A 24,330-nucleotide genomic window follows, 5' to 3' on the forward strand; every position below is an offset into this window, starting at 1 on the left:
CCGATGCAGGCGCATTCGCGGCCCGCATTTACTTATCGTTTACTAACATTCATATGTCAGATTTGTAGCATTGGCCGCACGATGGACCATCTGCGACGCTGTGTTCCGGGCAAGCAAAACACGGCAAAATCGCCTTAATCACCGGCAACCGGGCCGCGCCGATTCATCATGTTATTATTTGTTATCAATGCGGTATCATGACCGAAGCGAACGGCGGCCTGGCCACAGCGTCACTAGCGCTGCCCCTGGGTCGCAAACGGGCTCAGGAGACCCGGCGGCAGCTTGAAATTCGCCGGCTGCGCGTTCTTGTTGATCGTCAGGCTCTTGCTGGCACCGGGATGGACGTAGGACGGTGGGGCTGCCGCGCCTTGCGGCGGCGGGACCGGCATGGCGACCGGAACGGGCGGTGGCCCTGCAAGCATCGGCCCGCCCGGTGCCGCTCCGGCCTTCATGTCGGGCGACGGGATGTCCAGCACGGCAATATCGAGCCCTCGCGCGAACTCCACCTGACGCCGCTCAACCGCTCGAAGGGTCCATCCCTTGTGATTGTCGCCCGCTTTCAGCCGCACCACGGACTTGCTGGCTGAATCAACGAACAAGCCGATCTTTTCGCTGCCGACGATGGTGCCAAGCAGGGAGAGTTGCGGCTTCTCGGGTTCGGCCGGCGGCGGCGGAGCGACTTGCACGGGCGCCGGCATGGCAACCGGTGCAGGCGCTGGCGGCCGTCGCGTCGGTGCGAACAGCGGCCGCTCCCGGCTCGCGGTCAAACGCACGAGCGGGATAGCCCACAGCGGATTATCACTGAGCACGCGTTGTGCCGGCGGAGGCGCTGGCGGCCGTTCGACCGTCGCGGCCGCCGGTGCGACGACGGGAGCCGGATCCGGGCTGGCGGGCTTCGTCGCAAACAGATCGTCGCGCGACTCGGCGGCGGGAGAATCCATCGACCCCGACGCGCTGACGGCAAACGCCCGGCCGCTCCCCATGACAAGGACGCCAGCGAGCAAAGCAACGAATAGGCGCATCGACATGGCACTGGCCGTCCCTGATCGGACCCGAGCGATAACGTTGATGGTTATCAATGATGTGACATTTGCGAGAGGAGATCCGATGGGTCAAGCGCGGCGCGCGAGATCGCAGGTCATGGCGACATCAGCGCCCTCTTCCGAGAGGCTGCCATCATCGGAGCTGCCTATCATGTCTCCACCGATATCGCCCGCGTTCGCGGCGACGGCACACGAGCGCGGATCAAACCTGGCGCGATTCAAAAAAATGCACCCGGTAAAAATGCCGGGTGCACAGAGTTTGTCGATCGTCGATCAGGCTGAGACCTGACAGCGATCAGTAAGCGCCGACCTTGCCGGAGCAGGAGCTGCCGTTCAGGCCGTTGGCCGGGTCGTTGAGGAGCGTGTAGATTTCGCCCTGCCAGACCGCCGGAACCTGAGCGAAGCCGTTGTCGTTCATGATCGCAGCCGAGCCGCTGCCGTAGACGTAGTCGAGGAAGGTCTTGAACCAGATGAACGCGTTGTTGCCGTTCGTGTGCGTCTGGTAGCACTGGTACATTTCGAACCAGGAGAAGCCGGAGATCGGATACGAACCGGCAACCACCGGGTTCGGCGCAACACCCTGCAAGCTCCAGGTCAACGGGTTCGGACGGCTGACGCTGTCGAACTGCGGAATGGCGGTCGCCATCGCCTTCTGGGCACCCTGGAAGGTCGGCGGCTGGAACTTGCCGGTCGCGCCGGTGATGTCCCACTGCGACTGGAGGTTGGCAGTCTTCAGGCCACCGGCCTTGACGGGCAGCCAGAAGTCCTGGGAGGCGTAGCCGATCGCGCCGTTCGTCGAGGTGACGAGGGTGACGAGGGCGCCGCTGCCCGAGGCGTTGGCGAAGGTGCCGGGGCTGGTCACCGCGTTGCCGCACTGGTCGGTCGGGAACTGATCCGGCCAGTTCAGCTGGTTCGCACCGCGCGCGAGAAGCGGGGTGGTGCAGGCCTGCGAACGATCGGTCCAGGGGAAAGCGTACGACACGACGGTCGCGTCGGTTTCGCTGTTCGGTCCGAACTCGTAGCGGCACTGCTCAACCAGCGCGTTGGAGAGCAGGAAGGTGGTGCCGCTGCCGTCCTGACGATGCACGAAGGTGATGTTGCCGGTGCCGAGCGTGCCACCGTTGAGCGTGGTCAGGATCGCGTTGTTCCACTTGGTGATGTGGCCCGACGCGATGCCGCAGAACGCGTTACGCGACAGGTTGAGGCCGCTGCTGCCGCCGGCCGGGGTCGCCGGCAGAATGTTCAGGGCGGCGCCAGCGCCGTCCTTGCCGTTCAGACCAAACGCGACGGCGCCGACGACCGCCGGAATCTGGATGAGATTGCCGAACTTCGACTGCGGGCTGGAAGCGCCGCCCGTGTTCCAGGCGGTCATGTCGGCCGCGTTGACGACGTCGTCGCTGCCGATGAACTGCACGCCGTCATAGTCGGTGATGTTGTTGATGCCGAAGTTGCTGCTGGTGTAGGCGGGAGCGGAAGACGAAGGCGTTCCGATCTGGGTCTTGTCGTTGGTGCGCAGCACGGTCTTGCCGTTGCCCGAACCGGTCGCGGCGTAGAGAATCGCGCCGCCGATGCCGCTGGTGTTGAAGCCACCGCAGCTCGCAGCCTTCGCCATCGGACCCGGCTTGCCGGTGCTGCCCTGGGCCTGGGTGTAGATGCAGTCCATCAACTGCCGATAGACGATCTGCGGGAACGTCGCGCCCGCACCAAACGCAACCGACTGCGCCTGAGCGGATTCGGAAGCAACGCCCATCGCGGCGAACGCAACCGATCCCAAGAGTAAAGTCTTCAAGTTTCGCATAACCTCAGTCTCCCTGTTTGGATACCCCAAGCCTGCTACGATCAGCAGCCGGGTCCCGGAGCGAGGCGGAAGCTAGCGGCGGTATGTGAGACTTTGATTGTCATTTTGTGAATTATGATAATCATCTCACTCGTGATGTTATCGACCCTCGCCCGCACAGCGCGACAAGCTCTGGATTTCGCAAGCAGAAGCACAGACCCTCCGCCTGCGCCGAATGTTATCCACAGCGACCCGACACCAAACTGCTTCGAAAAATGAAAGAGCCGAGATCGATGATCTCTTTCACGACGTGCCGTGAACGAACGTCGACAGCCCTCGCCCGCTTTCACGGACCTGTCTTATCGACATCACATCACCGTTAATGTCGCATCGTTAAAAGGCACCCCGGCAAGCCGACCGCGCCGCACATGATATCTCGCACCATATCTTTGTCGTTCGCCGTCATGCGGGTGCTGCGCGGATCGGAACAGCAAGAAGGATCGACGAAATGAACGCCCTGCCCGGTTTCCGCATGCCCTCTCGCGTAACGACGGCACGTGCCGGCGTAGCTACCGTCTGGCTGGCCGTCATGCTCGGGGCCGCAGCGCCGGCATTCGGCCAATCGCCCTCGACCGATCCCGTCGTCGCTGTCGTCAACGGAAGCCCGATCCATGAGAGCGAGCTGGAGTTGGCAGACGAAATCATCGGCCGAAATCTGCTGGTCCAGGATCCCGTCGAGAGACGCGAAACCCTCCTGAAGATGGTGACCGACGCCGTGCTGCTCGCGAAGGTGGCGACGGATCGACACATAGAAGACCAGGCCGATCTTCAGCGCCGCGCCGCTTTCGCGCGCAATCAGGGCCTCACCAACCATCTTCTGACAGTCGTAGGCCAGCAGGCAGTGACCGAGGACGCAATGCGCAAGGCGTATCAGGAGGTCGTTCTCAACGGGGTGACAACCGAGCCCGAACTGCACCTGCGCCACCTCATCTTCATGATCGGCCCGTCCGCGGACGATGCCGCGGTCAAGGCGGCCGAACAAAAAGCCAAGGCGGCGATGGACAGGATCAACAAGGGCGAAGACTTCGCGGCAGTCGTTGCCGAACTGTCCGAGGACCCCGTCACCAAAGCGAGAGGTGGCGACTACGATTGGCGGCAGCGCGGCGAAATGGGCAAGGAATACGCCGACGTGGCTGCCAAACTGAAGAAGGGCGAGGTGTCACAGCCGTTCAAGACTGCGGTCGGCTGGCATATCCTCAAACTTGAGGATACGCGCCCTCGCAAACCGGCCGACTACGACAAGATCCGCGACCGCCTGGCCGCGATGGTCGCCTCGGCGGCACAGATCGAACTCGTGGATAAAGTGCGCGCCGAGGCGAAGATCGAGCGCCCGGACCAGGGTCATAAGGCAGACAAGGAAAGCTCCAACGTCAGATAGCGCCTGCCCGTCTGCCAAATCCCGCGACATCCCGGCAGTGAGTAGGTTATGGGCCTGGCCGTCATCATCCTGACGCACAACGAAGAGCGCCACATCTTGCGGGCTCTCGCCTCGGTTGCCACGATTGCAACCGAGGTTTTTGTTGTCGACAGCTTCTCGAGCGATCGAACCGTCGAGTTGGCGCGCGCCCAGGGCGCGACCGTATTGCAGAACCGGTTCGTCAACTACGCGAAGCAGTTCCAGTGGGCGCTCGAGAATGCCCCGATCACCGCTTCGTGGATCATGCGGCTCGATGCAGACGAGGTCATCGAAGCCGATCTCGGCGCCAGAATTCGCGATGAACTGCCGCGCCTCGGCAACGAGATCGTCGGGATAAACCTCAAGCGCAAGCACATCTTCCTTGGCCGCTGGATCCGCCACGGTGGTCGCTACCCGCTTCTCCTCTTGCGGATCTGGCGCCGCGGCCACGGCCGCATTGAAGACCGCTGGATGGACGAGCACATGATTTTATGGGGCGGCCAGACCGTTACATTCGACGGCGGGTTCGCCGATCACAATCTCAACGATCTGACGTTCTTCACCGACAAGCACAACAAGTACGCTACGCGCGAGGCGATCGACGTGATCAACGCGCGTCATCGTCTGTTCGGGCGCGATGTCGACCTGATAACGGAAGAAGGCTCGCGCCAGGCGGCCATCAAGCGCTGGATCAAGGAACGACTGTACAACCGTATCCCTTATCAAATCAGCGCGCCGGCCTATTTCCTGTTTCGCCTGATCATCCAGCTCGGATTTCTCGACGGCAAGGAAGGCCTTGTTTATCACGGGCTGCAGGGTCTCTGGTATCGCTTCCTGGTCGGCGCAAAAGTGGAAGAGCTGGAAGCCGCCATCGCTCATCTCAAAGATCCGGCGGAAATGCGCGCGGAGCTCCGACGCCTGACCGGCCTCGTCATCGAACTCTGATCGACATGCACTCGAACGCCAAAATGGTCTCGATGGGCGCGGTACATGACGCGTAGTGGCGCAGCCATCGTTGCCCTGTTTCAGTTCCTTTGGATGGCGGAGGCAACCGCTCAGTCCGCGATGTTCTGGTTCAACGATCCCGTCGGTCCGGACGAAACAGTGCTCGTCACCGGCGCCGAGCTCGACAAAATTACGTCCGTGACGATTGCCCGAATGGGCGACGGACCGACCCGCGAGACCGGACAGGAAACATCCGTTCCGATCCTCCAAGCCAATCCCCTCTCCCTCAAATTCACGATCCCAGAGCACTTCACCCCCGGCATCTACCGCTTCAACCTGACCCATGCCCACGGCGCTCTCAGCGGCCGCATCAATCTGCCGACAATCTACTGGACACAGGGAAACCGCGGCGACGAGGTCTCGCCTGCGGGCTGGCTCCAGGTGTTCGGTCGCAACATCGTCCGTCAAGCAAGCCGAGCGCAATTGTTGCTACTGCCCGAGGTCGGAAATACACCGACGAAAGCCATTCTGACCAAAGGCGACCTGTGGCGCGGTACGTTTCGCATCCCTGATCAGGTTTCACCCGGCCGCTACAGGCTACGGCTCTCCAATGGAGATGGCGGCGACGGCGAATGGGTCGATGCGGGCAGCATCGTCGTGCGCTCCGTCGAGCCGAACGCTGTGCAATCCTTCGACGTACGGGCATATGGCGCAAACGGCGACGGCAGGTTTGATTGCACGCGCGCCGTCAGGGCCGCCATCGAAGCGGCGAGCCAGGCCGGAGGCGGAACCGTGTACTTCCCGCGCGGGCGCTATCTGATTTCGGACATGATCGTCATTCCGCCTCGCGTCACATTGCAGGGAGAACGCATCGATCTGGTCAATCTGGTGTGGCCGGATCTGGCAACACCCCCAGTCGCGCTGATACAGGGAAGGTCGCAGTTTTCGGTCGAAGACCTCACAATATACGCATCAAACCACCCGCACATCATATCGGGAGGCTTTCAGTTCGGCGACGCCCCGGTTCCTGACGCGGCCGATATCGCCATCCGACATGTCCGCATTCGTGGTTCGGCCTTTCGGGGCCTCATGAAGGCTGAAGCCACCGTACAGCGAATGAATGACTTCCATCGGATTTATCCCGACGGATCCCCCGACACCATTCGATTGACCGGAAACAGAATCGAAGTGTCCGATTGCGACATTCTCGGATCCGGGCATTCGCTTCGCCTCTTCAAGGCGACCAACGCGATTGTGGCCCGCAATATCCTGACCAACGGCCGCTATGGCTCCTACGCGATCGTGGGATCGCGTCAGGTTGTCTTTGAAGGAAATACCGTGACTGCTGCCGACCTCCAGGGAACCGGCGGAGGAATATCGACGCTGTCGAAATGGGTCAGCGCATCCGAGAACATTTTCATCGGCGGCAACACGTTCAAGGCCATTTATGGTTGGGATCGTGAAGCTATGACGTCGGACGGACCGGGCGGATATTATTTCGGTCACGCAGACAACGCCGGGCCGGATCGGTTGTTGTTGCTGGATGCCGCCAATCCGTATCCGGCCGGCACGGACTGGACGGGCGCTGCCGTTATGGTGGTCAACGGGCGCGGTGCCGGTCAATACGCCAGGGTCAAAGCATTCGAGAAGAAGCTGTCCGGCTCGTCGGTGGTGCTCGACCGACCGCTCGAGGTGGCCCTGGACCGGGATTCGGAGATCACGATCACCCAGGCGCAGCAAAACTACCTGATCATCGACAACTTCTTCGAAGACACGGGCGTCGCCGCGCAGACGTACGGAACGGCGTTGGGCCATGTCATCGCCGGCAATCGATCCAACAGGACCAGCGGTTTTGCCGTGTTCGGACTATCATACGACAGTTTCCAGCCCGGCTGGCGGATTCAGATCCTCGACAATCACATACTCGAGGGCAATGTCTACCGGGCGGGACCCGAACGGAGCATCTTCTCCAACGAGGCCTCAATTCTCGTCCAGGCGAACCAGACCGCCAGGGCTTCAGGGCGACCGCCAATGGTGCAGGCGGTGATCGTTCGAGGCAATCGGCTCGATCAAGACGCCCACATCGAAGTAAAAGGTTTTGAAGTCACCTCCCCCGGCGTCCGCGACGTGATCATCGAGCGAAACACCATGGGGCCATCACGCGTCGGTCTGATGATTGATCGCGGCGTCGCGTGGTGGCTCGGTCGAAGGAATGTCGAAGAACGGCGTATCCAGAAATAGCGCTGCAAACGCCGCCCCCAGCCTCGCGCACCATCTCGATCAGTCACGGTAATGATAAGTTCCGTTGTTAGTTAACCTTCTGCTCCGGCTGCCATCTCCTGCCGTGGCCGAACGGAATCCGTCTCCGGCAGCCGCTTCACAAACTGAAAGACCGTACCGATGACCGCAATTCTCGGCCTCAACCTCAACCATCCCGATGCCTCCGCCGCGCTCATCATCGATGGCAAGGTGGTCGCAGCTTCGGCTGAGGAGCGCTTCGGCAAACGCATCAAGCATGACCCGTCCTTCCCGCAGCAGGCGATCCGGTCGGTTCTTGCAATGGGTGGCATATCGTCAAAGGATCTGGATTTCATTTCCGTCGCGCGCGACCCGTCGCAGAATCGAGCGGCCCAGGTTTCGTATGTATTGCGTAATCCCCTCACGGGCGGCAAAGCGGCGCTTGAGCACATCCGACGCGCCCAGGGCGAGCAGAGCATCAGCGAACAGGTCGCCGAAGCCGCTGGACAAGCCCCGGAAATGATCAAGGCCAAAGTCGTCAACGTGGAACATCATTTGTCGCACATCGCGAGCTCCTATTACTGCTCGCCGTTCGACGGGCTCACGGCCGGCTTCTCCTACGACGGCAGCGGCGATTTCACCAGCGCGATGGCGGCGCGCTGCGAGGGCACACGGATAGAGGTGCTCGACCGAGTCAATCTGCCGAACAGCCTGGGCTTTTTCTACACGGCATGCTGTCAATTCATCGGCTTTGCCGAATATGGGGAAGAATACAAGGTCATGGGGCTCGCGCCATACGGCGTCGATAGCTTCGCGGAGGTGATGCGCGAACTGGTCCAAACGCGGCCCGATGGCTGGTTCAGGCTGGCCGAGGGCTTCTTCGGCATGCACCGCGGCGGCGAAAGCGGAAAGATGGACGAGCGAAACCACGTGGAAATGCTGCGCTTGTTTACCGAAAAATGGATCGAGAAATTCGGTTCGCCGCGCCAGCGCGGTCAGGAGCTCACGCAACGGGACAAGGACATCGCCCGCTCCTGTCAGGTCCGCTTCGAGGAAGTCGCGGTGCACTGCTTCAACAAGCTCCACGATCAGGTCTCGAGCAAGCAGGTCGTTTATGCCGGAGGCTGCGCGCTCAACGGTGTCATGAACGCGCGCCTGCTGCGCGACACGCCTTTCCAGCAGGCCTATATGCAGCCGGCTTCATCGGACGACGGCCTGTGCATCGGTGCGGGCATGTGGACATGGCACAATGTCGCCGGTGGACGAGAACGATTCCATATGACCCATGCCTATTGGGGTCCGGCTCACTCGGATGAGGCGATGCGGCGCGCCGCGGAATCGGCCCAAAATCCCATGCGGGAACTGCTGCCCGGCAACGTTCCGAAGGCGGTGGCTTCCCTGTTGCACGCCGGATTGGTGGTTGGCTGGTATCAGGGGCGATCGGAATGGGGACCGCGCGCCCTCGGCAATCGTTCCATTCTTGCCGACCCGACCCGCGCCAACATGAAGGACGTGATCAACGCCAAGATCAAGCGAAGGGAGAGCTTCCGCCCGTTTGCTCCGACCATCCTCCAGCCGGCAGTATCGACGTATTTCGAACAGGATGTATTCAGTCCGTTCATGATGCACGTCGTCAAGCTTCGCCCGGAATGGCGGGAGAAACTTCCGGCCATTACCCATGTCGATGGCACCGGACGGCTGCAAAGCATCGCGCGGGACACCAATCCGCTCTACTACGAATTGATCGACTGTTTCGGCCAGCTGTCCGGGATACCGATCGTGCTCAATACCAGCTTCAACGAGAACGAACCGATCGTCGACACACCCGAACAGGCCATGAGCTGCTTCCTCCGCACCGGACTCGACGCCATTTGCCTTGGCAGATACTTGGTGGTGAAAGGCGAGCATGCAAAGCTGTTGTCGGACGCGTAGGCCGCATACGCCGCGAATTGGGGGCGGTTGCGACCGCTCCTTCTCGCCCTTCGGGTCAAGATATTTGGCGCCCAATCCTCGTGGCGCCGGCCGGGCTCAGAATTGGAAGTAGATGAATTCGGCATGACCAAAAATGCCGAACAGCACGATGTAATATGTCAGCGCGACACCGGCAGTCGTTGGCAGCCAGCGCACCTCCCACAGTTCACGAAGTCGCTGCGGCCGAAACGACAGGTGGAAGTCGATCACGAACAGCAACGCGAGCGAGACGGCGAGCATCACCAGCTCCCCGCTCGCCAGATTGAGCATCTTCAGCGTGAAATAGGAAATGGGACCGAAGTCGCTCAGGCTCCGCAGGGTGATGATCGCGTTGGCGACACTCGTTGAGCGGAAGAAGATCCATCCCACGAGCACGACGGCAAACATCCACGCCCAACCAAGCAGCCGCTGAGCCGTCGCACCGAGCCACGCTTCCGGTTTCGCAAGTCTGACAAAGGCCCGCTCGACGACCAGGCAGACCCCATGCAGCGTGCCCCAAGCGACAAAATTCCAGGCTGCACCGTGCCAAATACCACTGACCGCGAATACGATGATGAGATTGCGCGCGGTGGAGCCTTCGCCGCCGCGGCTTCCCCCGAGCGGAATGAACAGGTAATCGCGGAACCAGGTTGACAAGGAGATGTGCCAACGGCGCCAGAACTCGTTCAGGCTGGTGGCGAAGTAGGGTTGCCCGAAATTGATCATGAGATCGAAACCCATGATGCGTGCCACGCCACGCGCAATGTCCGAGTAGCCCGAAAAGTCGCAGTAGATCTGGAGCGCGAAAAGCACCGCCGCGAGCAGTTGATAACTGCCGGAATACTGCGCCGGATTGGCGTAGACTCCGCTCACCACCGGCGCCACCACATCGGCGATGCACATCTTCTTGAACAGGCCGTAGCCGGCGAGCAACAGGCCGGCCGAGACATTCCGGTAGGCAGGTCGATGCGTGATCCGAAACTGCGGCAACATGTGTGCAGCACGCTCGATCGGACCGGCGATCAGTTGCGGAAAGAAGCTCACATACTGGGCGTAGGTGATGAAGTCGCGTTCCGCCGCAACCCTGCGATGGTACACATCGAGCGTATAGCCGACCGACTGAAACGTGTAGAACGAAATACCCAACGGAAGCACCAGGCCAAGGGCGTAATCCGGCACCTCATAACCGAACAGCCCGATCGCGCCGAGCACGTTCGAAATCAGAAAGTCCAGATATTTGACCGTTCCGAGTATGCCCAGGTTGATCGCCAGGGCGATGATCAGCGCAGCTTTGCGTCCGCCCTCCGTCCGGGCCCGCGCCATCATGAGTGCGGTCGTATAATCCACAACCGTCGTCAATCCGAGCAAGAGCCCGAACGAAGGGCGCCAGCTCATGTAGAATATATAGCTGGCGACGAGCAGCACCAGCGGCTGGGTTCGCCCCGGCAACGAGAAGAACACCACCAGGAACGTTACGAAGAAGGCCAGAAACTCGAAGGAGTTGAAGAGCATCAGTCGAACGCTCCGCTGGCCTTCAACAATTTGGCGAGATCGGCTGTGTAGGCGTGCGCCCCGGCCGGATTCATGTGTTGCGGATCGGCAAAGAGTGCTGGCGGATAGATGAAATAGTCCGGCCCCAACACCCGAATGAGGGGCCGGTCCGAGATCACCGCCAACCTGGCATTGTCAGCGGCCGGCGGCGGAGCAGCCTCGCCGGCGCGAAAGAAGCCCGGAACAATGAGGACCTGGAAGCCATGCTGCCTCGCCAGCCGTTCGAGGCGGTCACGGGACTGAGACCTTTCAGCTATCAGCCGCGGCTCGGCACGTGTGGGATGATCGGTCGGCAGGGCGTAGTTGTCGGGAAGCCGATCGTGCTGGTAATGGCTCTGCGACTTGATGAAGTACCAGCCGCGATCGTGGAGCATTGCTGCGCGCTGATCCTCCACGTCGCGACGGGCGTCCGACAGTCGATCCAGATTTTGAAACGCGAACAGCGCTGCCTCGCGGGGCAAATTACGAAACGGAAACAGCGTGCTTGCCAGCGCGTTATCGTTGCGCAGGATATCAGCAAGCGCGTCGGATTCGCTCTTGTCGTCCCAAGGGATCGTCAACAGCACGTGCGAGGGGATGTTGCCGGCTTCCAATGCGGCTTCCAGAATGGGCAGAAAGTGAACTTCGCCGGGTAGCCCCAGGTTATACGATCGGAAACCGGATCCGATCGCTGCATCGAGGTCAGGCGGACGCAACGCGGAGAGAAGCTTGCTATTGCCGAAGATCATCACGCGATTGCGGTCTTGCGGACCGAACATCTGGCCCTTCACAAGGGTATCCAGTTTTGCGTACGCAATCACGACCGAGCCCGGCCTGATAAAGGGCAGCATGGCGTAGGCGGTGTACAGCGAAAGCCAGACGACGCCAAACAACAGCCCGAAGATGACGACGGATTTAAGCCACGGAGCGGCGACCGCGGCCGGCTCCTCTGCATTCACAACCGATGCGGCCTCGGGAGATGGCAGGGGCGAGCGGACCGTGGCTGCAGCTCGTTCCGATATCTCTGAAGCAAGTGAAATCCGATCAGAGAGTTGGTGCCCGCGAGGCTTGTACATATCCGACGGAACTCACGGGACAGAGCATTGGGACGATTGGCGGCCGACGATGGTGACGAGCCAAACGTCCTCCCCGAACCGCAAGCGCGCGTGCGCTGTCGTGGCACGATCGGGAACGTAGAACATGCGACCCTGTAATCATTATGTTATGTGTCGAGCGACATCTATCAAACAAACATTACAGTTTGACGATATCGGGAGCGCGGCGATCGGTGCCGTGCGACGCATTGCGGAAGATAATAACATTGAGTAGATAAGCCGGCCGCGGACCCACGGTTAGACATTGGTGTCACGTCATTTGCGACGAAGATCAAATCGACTCCGGACCAGGCAGCTGAACCATGTGTGGAATTACTGGTGCCTTCGCATACCGTGCCGAGGCGCCCCCCATCGACAAGGTCGAGCTGCTGCGCGTGCGTGATGCGATGGCCGCGCGCGGTCCGGATGGCGACGGCCTGTGGATTGCCGGCGACGGGCGCGTCGGTTTCGGACATCGTCGCCTGGCCATCATCGATCTGAGCGAAGGCGGCGCGCAGCCCATGCTGGACCCCGAAACCGGCAACTGGATCTGCTTCAACGGCGAGATCTACAATCACCAGCAGTTGCGCGCCCGGCTGAACCGCGACGGCGTTGCGACGCGAACGCAATCGGACACAGAAGTGTTGCTCAAACTCTACGCCCAGCGCGGCGAAGAGATGTTCTCCGAGCTTCGCGGCATGTATGCCTTCGCACTGTGGGACGCGCGTCGGCGCGAGTTGCTGCTGGCCCGGGACCCGTTCGGCATCAAGCCGCTGTACGTGGCGGACGATGGCGCCACCGTTCGCTTCGCGTCCCAGGTCAAGCCGTTGCTGCAAGCCCCGGTGGACCGAAGGCCCGAACCGGCTGGCCACGCCGGCTTCCTGCTGTGGGGGTCGGTACCCGAGCCATACACCCTGTACCGCGGCATCCGCGCGCTGCCGGCCGGGCATTGGCAGCGGTTCAGCGCCGAGCGCGCCGGCCGGCCGGTTCGCTTCGCAAGCATCGTGGATGCGTTGGGTCGCCTGCCCACGGCCGCCGGCGCCCGCACCGACGACGCGCTCGATCAGATCGCCGCAGCGATCAAGGACAGCGTCGCCGCGCACATGGTGGCGGACGTACCTGTCGGCGTCTTTCTGTCCGCGGGGTTGGATTCAACCATGCTCGCGGCCTGTGCGGCCAGTGCCGGCGAGTTGCGCACGCTGACCCTGGGCTTCAACGAATATACCGACGGTCCCAATGACGAGGCCGGACTGGCCGACGAAGTCGCGGGCCTGCTCCACGCGAAACATGCGCTGCACCGGATTTCGGCTCGCGACTTCGAGCGCGACCGACAGCATTTGATCGACGCGATGGATCAGCCATCGATTGACGGCATTAACGTCTGGTTCGTCTCCAAGGCTGCAGCCGCCCAGGGCCTGAAGGTGGCGATCTCGGGGCTCGGCGGCGACGAGCTGTTCGGCTCCTACCCGAGCTTCCGGCAGGTACCGCGCCTGGTGAGACTGATGCGGCGCGCACCGGTCGGCGAACGAACCGGGCTGCTGCTGCGGCGTCTGGCCCAGCCCTTCGCTTCGGCGCTGCCGTCGCCCAAATATGCGGGACTCGCCGAATACGGCCACAGCCTGTCGGGGGCATATCTGTTGCGGCGAGCACTCCACATGCCGTGGGAGCTCGCACAGTTGATGGACCCGGCCATGGCCAAACACGGCCTGGAGGAGCTCGCGACCATGAATCGCCTCGATGCCAGCACTGACGGACTGGAGAGCGACCGACTGGCGGTGTCCGCTCTCGAGATGCAGTGGTACATGCGCAACCAGTTGCTGCGCGATGCCGACTGGGCGGGCATGGCGCATTCGCTCGAGATCCGTGTGCCCCTGGTCGATCTGCAACTGCTGCAAGACTTCGTGGAGCTTCCGGAATTCGACGCGAACAGCGAAAAGCGCACCATCGTCAGGCGCGTCGCGCCCGAACTGCCGGAAGGCGTGCTGAACCGGCCCAAGACCGGCTTTGCGGTGCCGATCCATCAGTGGCTCAATCCGGGTGCAAGCAGCGGCGTCACGCGGCATCGCGACTGGGCGATGACGCTGTATCGACATTTTGCCGCAGCATGAGGACACGCCAGTGAAGCTGCTGCACGTGATTTCGTCCGCGAACCCCAGCAGCGGCGGCCCCATCGAGGGCGTGCGCCAGCGTGGGTTGCGACTGCTGGAGATGGGCCACCAGGTCGAAGTCGCCTGTCTGGACGATCCCAAGGCACCTCACCTGGCATCCTTTCCGTTACCTGTACATGCGCTCGGACCGCCGCGCGGCAATTACCGTTTCTCGACGTCGCTCCAGCCGTGGCTGCGTGCCCACGCCGGTGGCTATGACGCGGTCATTGTGAACGGTATCTGGCAATACCACAGCTTTGCCGTCTGGCAGGCGATGCGCGAATTGAGGCAGCCCTACGTCGTGTTCACGCACGGGATGCTTGATCCGTGGTTCAGGTGGAACTATCCCCTCAAGCACCTGAAGAAATGTCTCTACTGGCCATGGGCCGAATACCGGGTTCTGCGCGACGCTGCGGCCGTGCTGTTCACGAGCGAGGATGAGCGGTTGCTCGCGCGCCGCTCGTTTTGGCCTTACCGGGCGCGCGAGGTCGTGGTGTCCTACGGCACACGGTTGCCGCCGCAGGACGCGCCCTCGCTGCGAGAGGCCTTCCTTGCCGCCCATCCCGAGTTGCGTGGCAAGCGGGTGTTGCTCTTTCTCGGGCGGCTGCACGCCAAGAAGGGGTGCGATCTGCTTGTCGAAGCGTTCGCCCGCGTGGCGGCCGAGGAACCTCGCCTGCACCTGCTGATGGCCGGACCGGATCAGACCGGCTGGGTCAGCCAGCTCAAAGCCAGGGCCCGGGCCTTGGGTATGTCCGATCGCATCACATGGCCGGGCATGCTGCAGGGCGACGCCAAATGGGGCGCATTCTACAGCAGCGAGACCTTCGTGCTGCCCTCCCATCAGGAGAATTTCGGCATCTCGGTCGCCGAGGCCCTGGGTTGTGGCCTGCCCGTGTTGGTTTCTGACAAGGTCAATATATGGCGCGAGGTTGAGGCTGCCGGTGCCGGTCTTGTGGCCGACGATTCGCTGGCGGGAACGCTCAACAACCTGCGTGCATGGCTGGCCATGTCTTCGGAAAGCCGGGCAGCCATGGGCCGACGAACACACGACTTGTTCGCGGATCGATTCAGTATCGACCGCATGGCGACGGCGTTAATCGATGTCGTGCGCGCGGTGCAGGCCTCTCCGCGTCCGTGAACCCAGACCTCGAGTCTGACGCAGCTGAGACGACCGGATCGACGTCTGAAGTCGCCGGTGGCCGCCGCAGCATGTCTGGAACGCGTGCCCCACATCGCCGGCATGTCGTAACTGACAGTGGTAGCGCTGCCTCGCAACCACCTGCGACGCCCCGCCCTGCTGCCGCGATGCGCACCCTGGCCTGATCTCGGATTGCCGCACACGCGGAGCCGGGCCTCTGATTTCCGTATGTTGCACCGACCGATTCAATTCTCGGGGATCGCCCGCCCCCGCCTCCGTTATTTGTCGTATCGTTATTGCGATAACGTCACATACTGAATGATATCAGACATAACAATATGCAGGAGGGCGCGCCCTGAGGTCGATTCTGCCCAGGATCGTCCCGGACTCGGCTTCACCCCAAGACACGCTCCGGCCTGCAGGCGCCACGACCGATCCCATAACCGGCTCGGCGGGCCGGGATTTGTCGCGACCGGTCGAAGCCTTTCGCTTCGACCGAAAAATGAGGACGGTCATGCGGGTGTTGGTGATAGGGATAAATTATGCTCCCGATCTGATCGGCGTGGCAAAATACAACACCGAACTCTGCGAGAGTCTCGCCAGCTGGGGCCACGAGGTTCGCGTGGTCACCGCCCCACCCTATTACCCCGACTGGAGCATCCCACCGGAGTCTCGTTCGGTATGGTATCGCTATCAACGTCTGAACGATGTGGACGTCATCCGGGCGCCGATCTACGTGCCAAGCCGGCCCACGGGTCTCAAGCGGCTGCTTCACCATGCCTCCTTCCTGTTTTCGGCAGCCGCCCCCTTGCTGTCGAGCGCGTTCTGGTGGCGTCCCGATATCATCTTCGTCGTGGCGCCATCCCTGCTTTCCGCCCCCATGGCGGCATTGGCCGCCAGGATGACCGGCGCATCCTCCTGGGTCCATGTTCAGGACCTCGAAGTAGACGCAGCCTTCGAGGTCGGGCTGCTCCGCAGCGGCGTCACGCGCAAGCTGATGCGTACGGTCGAACGATGGATATTGCGTGCATTTGACCGCGTGTCGACCATCTCAACACAAATGGTACGCCGCCTCGAGCACAAGGGCATCGTGCCCGCCAGGTTACGTGAGTTCCGGAACTGGATCGATACGAGCGTGGTCGTGCCGGGAAGCAATCAAACGCAGCTCCGCTCGGAACTGCGGCTGGCGCCAACCGACATCGTGGCGCTCTACTCGGGAGCGATGTCGAACAAGCAGGGGCTGGAGCTGGTCATCGAAGCCGCCGCAGCCTTGGCCGAGAGCCAGCCCTCCGTGAAATTCGTTCTCTGCGGAAACGGTCCTGTCAAACCGGCATTGGTTCAAATGGCTGCCGGCCTGCACAACGTGCACTTCCTCGATCTCCAGCCGCTTGATCGAGTCTCGGAACTGCTCAACACCGCCGACATTCAGCTGTTGCCGCAAAAGGCCGAGATATCCGACCTGGTTCTGCCGTCCAAGCTCGCCGGCATGCTCGCATCCGGCCGACCGCTCGTCGCCATGACCGAGCCCGGTACGGGAATTGCCGCCGAGGTCGAAGGCGCAGGCCTCGTCATCGCCCCGGGCGACGCCGACGCCCTTGCCGCGGCCATCACGACGCTGGCCGAAGACGAAGCCCTGCGGGGTCGCCTCGGTGCCGTCGCGCGCTCACGCGCCGAACAGAAATGGGATCGCATCTCGATTATCCGTTCGCTCGAACGCGAATTCGCATCCCTTCCGCAACCAGCCGCCACACCTGTGCCGCACACGGCGCCATCGGCGGCGCCGGTTCGCTCGATCGAACATGTCACGACGGGCAGCCGCCGCCGGCCAGAGACGTCGGGCTGGCGACCCTCGAGAGAAGCCCTGCGCCCACAGGTCAGGGGCGTCGGCTCTGATCAAAAGTAAACTGGACGGGTCTTCGCACGGTGAACCGATTTGTGATGCGCTCATCAACAGCAGAAAGCGGGCGGCCGAACCACGATCAACCACGTACGGTCCCTCGCCTCGCGGACGGATTGTGACCAGGAGTATCACACCTCTTTTCGCAGCCCGTCATGTGGGCGTTCGCTGGCGTTGTCAGCCATGGTTCGCAAGTCTGGTCCTTCGTTACCGCGCAAAGAGCGGTCAACTGCGACAGGTCGATAGCCCTGGTTGCCGCTTGGACCGAAGATGTCACATGGATATAAAATCCCATATCTAACATATCGTAGCGTGTGATCCGACAGGGAGCAAAGTAGGTGATACTCGTCATGAGAGCGCGAAGGGGCCTGCGCTGATGGCTTCCGCGCTGCCAAAAGGGGAAAGAATCTCCGCTCGGATGGAGTTCGTTGAGGGGCATTCAACGGGCTTCGACTACCTCAGGATATTTCTCTCTACGGCCGTCCTCTTCATCCACAGCAAAACGTTCACGCTGGGCGCCGATGTCCAGACCTTCAAGTCGCTGGCCGACTCGACGGTCCGCATCGGTGCGGTTTCCGTGGCCCAGCCACCGGTCTACCAGCCCATTATCTGGGCGGTCGTGCCGGCTTTCTTCGCCCTGAGCGGATTCCTTGTCGCAGGAAGCCTGCATCGTTCAAAGACGACAGCCGGCTTTCTCTTGCTGAGAGCTCTCCGTATCTTCCCGGCGCTTTGCGTCGAGTCGCTTCTCGCAATGCTCGTCCTCGGTCCTCTCGTGACCAGCTTGCCTTTGGCCGCGTATTTCAGCGACCCTCTGTTTCAGGCATATCCTCTCAATATCATCGGCGATATCCAATATTATCTGCCTGGCGTCTTTCTTAACAACCCCGTGCCGCGAGTCGTGAACCTGCAGCTCTGGACCATTCCGGCGGAGATGTACTGCTACGCAATCCTCGCTACCGTGCTCGTCCTGCAACTGGCGCACTTCCGCCTTGCCGTTCCGATCATCACCGTGGCGACGTTTGCCTGCCTGCTGGGAATGCAGGCCTTGGGAATTCACGCGCCGGCAGACTGGTCCGCAGGTGATGGGAGAGTGCAGATCGAGACTCTCGTCCTCGCGTTCTTGACCGGCGTGTCCATGTTCGAGCTCAAGGACAAGGTTCCGCTGCGAGCTGACCTGTTCGCGCTTTCGGTCGTGCTTTCCTATGTCCTGCTCTGGGGCGGCGCGTTGCAATATCTGGCGATGATCCCGATCGCCTACGCCACGATCTTCGTCGGACTGTCCAACTTCCAGGAGACATTCGTCAATCGGACCGGCGACTACTCCTACGGAGTGTACCTGTATGGACTGCCGATACAGCAACTCCTCGTCTATCTCTTTCCGGGGAACAAGAACTGGCTGCTGAGCTTTGTCATGGCCTATGCGCTCAGCATGGTGTTCGCGGCGCTGTCCTGGCACCTCGTCGAATCGAAGGTGCTGGCAAGGAAGAGGGTCATCGTGGCTGCTGCGGAGAATTTCCTGAGGCCCATCTCATTCCGACTGCCATGGGGGCCCGCAGCCAAGCCCGTCCCAACGGCGCCCATCGCGATGGTGCCGAAACCGGCGGACCTGGGTTGACAACGCTCTGGTACTGACGCGGCAATTCCCAACACGCGGAAGACAGGACTGGGCGATACGGCGGCTTCGGGTTCGGCGTTGACGGACCTTCACCTTCCATCGTCCCTTAGCGGCGCAGATAGAGATATCCGACATAGAGCCCGACCAGATTCAATACGACCTCTCCTGCCACGAAAGCATAGACACCAAGTATCGAGACCAGCATGTAACTGGCCAGCATTCCCGCCGCCGAGCCGACCGCAAGAGCCCACGCGGCGAGCCCATAGGCTCCCGTCGCAGCCAGAGCTTGCATCATCATCAGCAGCAACGACATCGTGATGATCGTCGGCGCGAAGACCGCGATGACCAACGCAGCCCGATGCAAGCCGAAATCCGGCATCTCCGCGGCGATGCCGGCAGCAACGACAGCTGCGACCGCAAACATCGTCGCGCAATAGAGCGCCATTCTCTGGACGCCGAGCATACTGCCGAGTTTCTGCTTTCCGGCTGCCGCCAGTTTCTCCACGAGGTTTGGGAACTCCACCCGCAGGACGAACCCTACGATCTGGGTAGCTGCCGTCACGATCTGCTTGGCATACACGAACAGAGCGGTCGTCTCGGCGCCAAGATAGACCGTGCTCAACACCAACTGAACGCGCATGTTGGCCTGCCCCGGCAAGATCTGGAAAGACAGGGCACAGCCGTCCGTCAGTGCCCTCGTCAAACCCGCACGCGTGAGCTTGTGGAACCGCGGGTACCAGCCCTTGCCGGCCAGCGTCGTCCATTGCGCGATCAACGTCACGAGATAGCCGATGGAAAAGGCCCCGCCGAGGATCGCGCCGGCTGCCGCGGCCGACTTGTGGGCTGCCAGGGCAAGGCCGGCTGCCGTGACCACGTAGGCTGCCGATCCCGTGATCCCGCTGATGCCACTAAGTCTCAGACCGTCGAGCAGACCCACGCCGTTGACCGCCCACAGCAACAATCCGGGAAGCGCAAGGGTGACGTACCACCGCGAAAACTCCTCGGACGAGAGATCCCAGACATACACGGCAGCGGCGGCACCGATGATCGAGGCTACCACAATCCTTATCGCGCTCGTCTCGCAGAACATCCGCCATACATCACCGCGTGCCTCACGACCGGCCGGTAAGCCGGCGACGGCGCGGGCGAGTGTCGTACTCGCACCGGCATCAACCAGGATGATGCCCAGAATAGCGAAAGAATAATGCATGCCGAATGCGGCTAGAAGCTCGTACTCGCCCGCGGCCACGAGTATCGTCTGGACAATGAATATCGCCCCCTGACCAAGGCCGAGCCCGGCAACCAGCAAACCGATATTGGCAATCTGCTTCCATTGGCCACGGACGGCTCTCAGCCGACCGACGATACGCGTTCGTGCGAGCCCGTCTCGCGGTGCCGCAGGGCTCCGCGTTCGATCCGAAGCGTCGGAGCTCGCGGCACTTGTTTCAAGCATGGTGTTTCCGAGAACGAGCGTCGTTACCTGACGTCTCGATATAGACCAATGTTACATGGATTGACACACCATCGAGCGGCGGGTCTCGTTGGTTCGAACGACGGCCCGCAGATTATCATGCGGCTGGCCGCTAACGCCCGCGATGTCACAGTCCTGTGCAATTCGGAACGTAAGGAGTGAGGTCGGGTCGAGCAGAGCGGGAGTACCTCCCGGCCATCGGACCTGAGAGACAGTGTGCGGCTTGAACGATGCGTGACGAGCGACGGGTATTGGATCAGGCGCTGTCCCTGCATAACAAGGGGGATATCACCGCTGCCGCCAAACTGTATCAACGCATCATCGACGCCAATCCCAATAATCTTCAGGCCGTACATTTCCTGGGCGTAGCCGAGGCCGCGGTGGGAAATATTGACCGCGCAAAATCGCTGATGACACGGTCGCTGCAGTCGAAGCCGGTCAACGTGGAGTTCATTGAGAACTACGCGGCTGTCCTGCATCGGGCCGGCGAGCACCACGAGTTGATCCGGCTGTGCCAACACGGACTGCAATTCGCGCCGGCAAGCCTGGGACTTCTGCACGGAAGCGCAGCCGGGCTTTTGGCAATGGGCCGCTATTCGGAGGCGATCGAACAGCTGACACGCCTGTTGACCCACCACCCCCGACATTTCCCGGCCCACTTCATGCTCGGTTCGGCGCTGGCGAAGTCGCGGCAATATGAGCCGGCACTCGCGTCCTACGACCAAGCCCTCCAACTGAACCCGCGGCTCGCGGAGGCTCATCTCGACAAGGGCACGATCCATTTCACGACCTGCCGTTACGGCGAGGCGCTCTCGTCCTACGATAATGCCCTCGCGTTGCGGCCAGATCTGGCGGCAGCAGCGCTCGGCCGCTGCTATGCCCTGATCCAATTGGGCCGGCGCGGCGAAGCTTTGGCCGCCGCCGACCATGCATTGAAGCTGCAACCCGATCTTCCGGAGGCATGGGTTGGCCGAGGCAACGCACTCCTCGATCTTGGCCGCCTCGGGGACGCCGCGGCAGCCTACGACCGTGCACTCGCCATCGGGCCGCACCTCGCGTCGGCGTGGTCCGGGCATGGCAATATTCTCCTTCGATCGGGACGTCAGCAGGATGCGGAAGCCGCGTTCGATCGCGCCATCGCCGCGGATGCCGCCTTCGCCGAGGCCTGGCTCGGCCGCGGGACCTTGTTTCTGTCCCTCGGCCGTCATCACGATGCATCGGCGGCTCTCGACCGCGCCATCATCCTGAATCCCAACCTGACGAACGCCTGGCTGGCGAAGGGCCAGGTCGCCTATCTCGAGAAAAGCTACGACGACGCGTTGGACGCCTGGAACAGGGCTCTCGACCTCAATCCGAATCAATCTGCTGTGGTCGCCGCCTGTTTGCGCATCAAATTGCATCGCTGCGATTGGACCGGCTTCGAGACTGGTTGCGCATTCGTAAGGTCGTCGGTCCGAAGCGGGAGCCTCGTCGCACCGTTCATGTTCGTCGCGATTCCTTCCGCAGCCACCGACCAGCTCCGATGCGCGCAGTCATGGGTCGAGAACAACTTTCGACTCGATAGCGCGCCGGTCTGGCGCGGCGAGCGCTACGATCACGACCGTATCCGCGTTGGCTATCTCTCGGCCGATTTTCATCAGCACGCGACCTCACAGCTGATGGCGGGCGTCTTCGAACATCACGACAGGACGCGCTTTGAAGTCACCGCAATCTCGGTCGGCCCAAACGACGGCTCGGACATGCGCCGGCGGATCGAAGCCGCGTTCGAGCGCTTCGTCGACGCCAAACCGCAAGGTGACGCCCAAATCGCCGCGCTTGTCAGAGCACTGGAAGTCGACATCCTCGTCGATTTGAAAGGATATACCCAGGACTCGCGCACCGGCATCTTCGCCATGCGTCCCGCCCCGATCCAGATCAACTATCTCGGTTTTCCCGGTACCATCGGCGCCGGCTTCATCGACTACATCATCGCGGACCGAACCGTCATTCCCGAGCACGATTTCGATTGCTACGCGGAGAAAATCGTCTGGCTTCCAGATAGCTATCAGGCAAACGATCGCAACCGTGCAATCGCGGACGTGACGCCCGCCCGCGTCGAGCACGGGCTGCCGGATGACGCTTTCGTCTTCTGCTGCTTCAACGACAACTACAAGATCACACCGGACGTCTTCTCATCCTGGATGCGGATCGTCGCCGCGGTGGAGAACAGCGTGTTGTGGCTGTTCGAGGACAATCCAACGGCTGTGGACAATCTCCGTCGGGAGGCGCAAGCAAGAGGCGTCGCGCCGCGTCGTCTGGTTTTCGCTCGTCGGCTCCCAAACCCTGCGCACCTGGCGCGGCATCGCTGCGCGGACCTTTTCCTCGATACGCTTCCGTACGGCGCTCATACGACCGCGAGCGATGCGCTCTGGAGCGGACTTCCGGTCGTGACCTGCCTCGGCGAAACATTCGCGTCTCGTGTCGGTGCGAGCTTGCTGAACGCAATCCGCCTCCCCGAACTGATCATGACGACGCCGGCCGCCTACGAACGATTGGCGATCGAACTGGCGAACGATCCTGCCAGATTGGCGACGCTAAGAGCGAAGCTGGCTCGCAATCGGCTGACGACGCCCTTGTACGACACGAGGCAATACACCCGTCATCTGGAGACGGCATACATCACCATGATGGAGCGGCATCTGGCGGGATCCCCACCGGAGCATGTCCGCCTGCCGGGACCGACGGTCTGACGAGAGCACCCCGCAAGAGGGACGACTTCCTTGAACCTACCAGGATCTTTCGTCGGCCACGCGACGACCAACGCGAGCAAGCGTCGAGCGACCTCCGGCGTTGCCGTACTTTTCCGCGCCCGCAGCGCTCCGACGATTGCAATACTCGTTTCTTTCTGGGTGTGGTGCGGCCTTCTTAGCTTCCCGATGATCGATCTCAACGCAGACTTCGCGGACGCTCCGACTGCGTTCGCCTTGGGCGGCTTGGTTCTGATCGGCCAGATTACCGGAATCGGGCAGTTCATGGCGACCATGTGCTTGATGCGCGCGTCGCGGGCACTCTCCAGCCTGGGTCGATTAAGCCTTGCGCAAGTGGCGATCATTGGCATCATCTACCTGTCTGCTGCCCTGCAGTTGCACGATGACGAAGCGGCGACGTTTGTTGGAATTTTTTACACCTTCCTGCTCATGCTGACTGCCTTGTCGCTGTCTGTCTTGTGGACGCTGCCATCGGACGACATCGAAACCTGCATGAACGTGGCATCCATCATATTCTGTCTGTTCGGCGTCTCCGCGCTGGCCGTCCTGGGATTGCCGGAGGGCCGCAACGTCGGGGGTATTCAGCCCAATCTTTTTGCCGCGCCGTTGCTCGCAGGCTTCATTATGTCGCAATTCCACACAGGGAAAATCGGTATCGTCGTCAGGATCATGTGCTTCTCGATGGCCGCAATGGTGAGCTCGCGCTACGCCCTGATCGGCTGCATTTCCGCTTTCGTCGTGCATGACCTGACCTTCAATCCCCTGCGCCCGTGGAAGGTGGTGGCGGCGATGGTTGGTTTGCTGTTCTGCATATTTCTTTGGCCGCAGATCACCAGCATTCTCGCGCTCGACGATCCAAGCCGAGATCTGTCTTCGGGATTCACGGGAAGGGACGAATACTGGTCTGCCGCCCTGGCGACGATCACGGATCATCCGTTCGGCATCGGGTTCAAGCGCGCGACAGCGTTTGAATCCGGGCACAACGGCTATTTGAAGACTCTGGTCGAATTCGGAGTCGTCGGAGGCGGATTGATAATCCTCTTCGTCGGCTGCGTCATTGCCGCTGCAGGCGCCGAGGCGGCAGGATCAACGGGGAAGGACCGGCAGCAACGCCGATTTGCCAGTGCACGCCTGGGCGGGTTGGTCGCCCTGGCGTTTGGGGCGTTCTTCCAACCACAATTGTTCAGCCTCGGCGACGCGTTCGGTGTCTTGTTCCTGTTGCTGCTGTTCAGACCTGAAATGAAGCCGGGATCCGGTCGCGCAGCAACCGCTTGAGTGCCCG

15 protein-coding genes are annotated in these 24,330 nt (G+C 61.6%); 10 read left to right on the plus strand and 5 right to left on the minus strand.

Annotated features, from left to right (window positions below; all coding sequences use genetic code 11):
* Window positions 1-233: 233 nt before the first annotated feature.
* Together VGR99_RS20145 and VGR99_RS20150 are read right to left on the minus strand one after the other, a co-directional pair.
* On the minus strand, window positions 234-941 hold the full coding sequence (locus tag VGR99_RS20145; protein ID WP_326900719.1) for a hypothetical protein: 708 nt from the start codon (window positions 939-941) through the stop codon (window positions 234-236).
* Window positions 942-1,338: 397 nt separating this feature from the next.
* A complete protein-coding gene (locus VGR99_RS20150; protein ID WP_326900720.1) occupies window positions 1,339-2,841 on the minus strand; it encodes a substrate-binding domain-containing protein in 1,503 nt (500 codons plus the stop codon).
* A gap of 487 nt (window positions 2,842-3,328) precedes the next feature.
* On the opposite strand from VGR99_RS20150, the gene VGR99_RS20155 reads away from it, so the two are divergent.
* From VGR99_RS20155 to VGR99_RS20170, 4 genes are all read left to right on the plus strand, one after another.
* On the plus strand, window positions 3,329-4,258 hold the full coding sequence (locus VGR99_RS20155; protein WP_326900721.1) for a peptidylprolyl isomerase: 930 nt from the start codon (window positions 3,329-3,331) through the stop codon (window positions 4,256-4,258).
* A gap of 48 nt (window positions 4,259-4,306) precedes the next feature.
* On the plus strand, window positions 4,307-5,221 hold the full coding sequence (locus VGR99_RS20160; RefSeq protein WP_326900722.1) for a glycosyltransferase family 2 protein: 915 nt from the start codon (window positions 4,307-4,309) through the stop codon (window positions 5,219-5,221).
* Window positions 5,222-5,266: 45 nt separating this feature from the next.
* The gene (locus tag VGR99_RS20165) at window positions 5,267-7,462 is read left to right on the plus strand and encodes a glycosyl hydrolase family 28-related protein (protein WP_326900723.1); all 2,196 of its coding nucleotides are present in this window, start codon (window positions 5,267-5,269) and stop codon (window positions 7,460-7,462) included.
* A gap of 159 nt (window positions 7,463-7,621) precedes the next feature.
* The gene (locus tag VGR99_RS20170; protein ID WP_326900724.1) at window positions 7,622-9,391 is read left to right on the plus strand and encodes a carbamoyltransferase; all 1,770 of its coding nucleotides are present in this window, start codon (window positions 7,622-7,624) and stop codon (window positions 9,389-9,391) included.
* 96 nt (window positions 9,392-9,487) lie between these two features.
* Here the strand turns inward: VGR99_RS20170 and VGR99_RS20175 are convergent, their stop codons facing one another.
* Window positions 9,488-10,921, minus strand: a complete 1,434-nt coding sequence (locus tag VGR99_RS20175) for an MBOAT family O-acyltransferase (protein ID WP_326900725.1) — start codon at window positions 10,919-10,921, stop codon at window positions 9,488-9,490.
* Window positions 10,921-12,015, minus strand: coding sequence for a hypothetical protein (locus VGR99_RS20180; protein WP_326900726.1), 1,095 nt, complete (start codon window positions 12,013-12,015; stop codon window positions 10,921-10,923). Before VGR99_RS20180 ends, VGR99_RS20175 begins: the two co-directional genes overlap by 1 nt.
* Before the next feature lie 341 nt (window positions 12,016-12,356).
* On the opposite strand from VGR99_RS20180, the gene asnB reads away from it, so the two are divergent.
* The 4 genes from asnB (at window position 12,357) to VGR99_RS20200 (ending at window position 18,830) form a co-directional block, all read left to right on the plus strand.
* Window positions 12,357-14,141: an asparagine synthase (glutamine-hydrolyzing) gene (gene asnB / locus VGR99_RS20185; protein WP_326900727.1), complete on the plus strand. Its 1,785-nt coding sequence runs from the start codon at window positions 12,357-12,359 to the stop codon at window positions 14,139-14,141.
* 10 nt (window positions 14,142-14,151) lie between these two features.
* A complete protein-coding gene (locus tag VGR99_RS20190) occupies window positions 14,152-15,318 on the plus strand; it encodes a glycosyltransferase (protein ID WP_326900728.1) in 1,167 nt (388 codons plus the stop codon).
* A gap of 463 nt (window positions 15,319-15,781) precedes the next feature.
* Window positions 15,782-17,221 (plus strand): WcaI family glycosyltransferase, encoded by a 1,440-nt coding sequence (locus VGR99_RS20195; protein WP_326900729.1) that lies wholly within the window; start codon window positions 15,782-15,784, stop codon window positions 17,219-17,221.
* Between the two features lie 370 nt (window positions 17,222-17,591).
* Window positions 17,592-18,830 carry an acyltransferase gene (locus VGR99_RS20200; RefSeq protein ID WP_326900730.1) on the plus strand — a complete coding sequence of 413 codons (1,239 nt, stop codon included), beginning with the start codon at window positions 17,592-17,594 and terminating at the stop codon, window positions 18,828-18,830.
* Window positions 18,831-18,936: 106 nt separating this feature from the next.
* On the opposite strand, the gene VGR99_RS20205 is transcribed toward VGR99_RS20200, so the two are convergent.
* Entirely contained in the window at window positions 18,937-20,283 is a 1,347-nt protein-coding gene (locus VGR99_RS20205) for a hypothetical protein (protein ID WP_326900731.1), read from the minus strand.
* A gap of 248 nt (window positions 20,284-20,531) precedes the next feature.
* Here VGR99_RS20205 and VGR99_RS20210 point away from each other — a divergent pair, with 248 nt between their 5' ends.
* Complete coding sequence (locus VGR99_RS20210) at window positions 20,532-23,030, plus strand: tetratricopeptide repeat protein (RefSeq protein WP_326900732.1); 2,499 nt, start codon at window positions 20,532-20,534, stop codon at window positions 23,028-23,030.
* Window positions 23,031-23,060: 30 nt separating this feature from the next.
* Window positions 23,061-24,323 (plus strand): O-antigen ligase family protein, encoded by a 1,263-nt coding sequence (locus VGR99_RS20215; RefSeq protein WP_326900733.1) that lies wholly within the window; start codon window positions 23,061-23,063, stop codon window positions 24,321-24,323.
* The last annotated feature ends 7 nt before the right edge of the window (window positions 24,324-24,330 follow it).

The organism is Bradyrhizobium sp. (assembly GCF_035935975.1).
GTDB lineage: Bacteria > Pseudomonadota > Alphaproteobacteria > Rhizobiales > Xanthobacteraceae > Bradyrhizobium.

Coding starts and splice junctions, on each gene's coding strand:
- VGR99_RS20145 (WP_326900719.1), bottom strand. CDS start 941: ATGGATTCTCCCGCCGCCGAGTCGCGCGACGATCTGTTTGCGACGAAG.
- VGR99_RS20150 (WP_326900720.1), bottom strand. CDS start 2,841: ATGCGAAACTTGAAGACTTTACTCTTGGGATCGGTTGCGTTCGCCGCG.
- VGR99_RS20155 (WP_326900721.1), top strand. CDS start 3,329: ATGAACGCCCTGCCCGGTTTCCGCATGCCCTCTCGCGTAACGACGGCA.
- VGR99_RS20160 (WP_326900722.1), top strand. CDS start 4,307: ATGGGCCTGGCCGTCATCATCCTGACGCACAACGAAGAGCGCCACATC.
- VGR99_RS20165 (WP_326900723.1), top strand. CDS start 5,267: ATGACGCGTAGTGGCGCAGCCATCGTTGCCCTGTTTCAGTTCCTTTGG.
- VGR99_RS20170 (WP_326900724.1), top strand. CDS start 7,622: ATGACCGCAATTCTCGGCCTCAACCTCAACCATCCCGATGCCTCCGCC.
- VGR99_RS20175 (WP_326900725.1), bottom strand. CDS start 10,921: ATGCTCTTCAACTCCTTCGAGTTTCTGGCCTTCTTCGTAACGTTCCTG.
- VGR99_RS20180 (WP_326900726.1), bottom strand. CDS start 12,015: ATGTACAAGCCTCGCGGGCACCAACTCTCTGATCGGATTTCACTTGCT.
- asnB (WP_326900727.1), top strand. CDS start 12,357: ATGTGTGGAATTACTGGTGCCTTCGCATACCGTGCCGAGGCGCCCCCC.
- VGR99_RS20200 (WP_326900730.1), top strand. CDS start 17,592: ATGGCTTCCGCGCTGCCAAAAGGGGAAAGAATCTCCGCTCGGATGGAG.
- VGR99_RS20205 (WP_326900731.1), bottom strand. CDS start 20,283: ATGCTTGAAACAAGTGCCGCGAGCTCCGACGCTTCGGATCGAACGCGG.
- VGR99_RS20210 (WP_326900732.1), top strand. CDS start 20,532: ATGCGTGACGAGCGACGGGTATTGGATCAGGCGCTGTCCCTGCATAAC.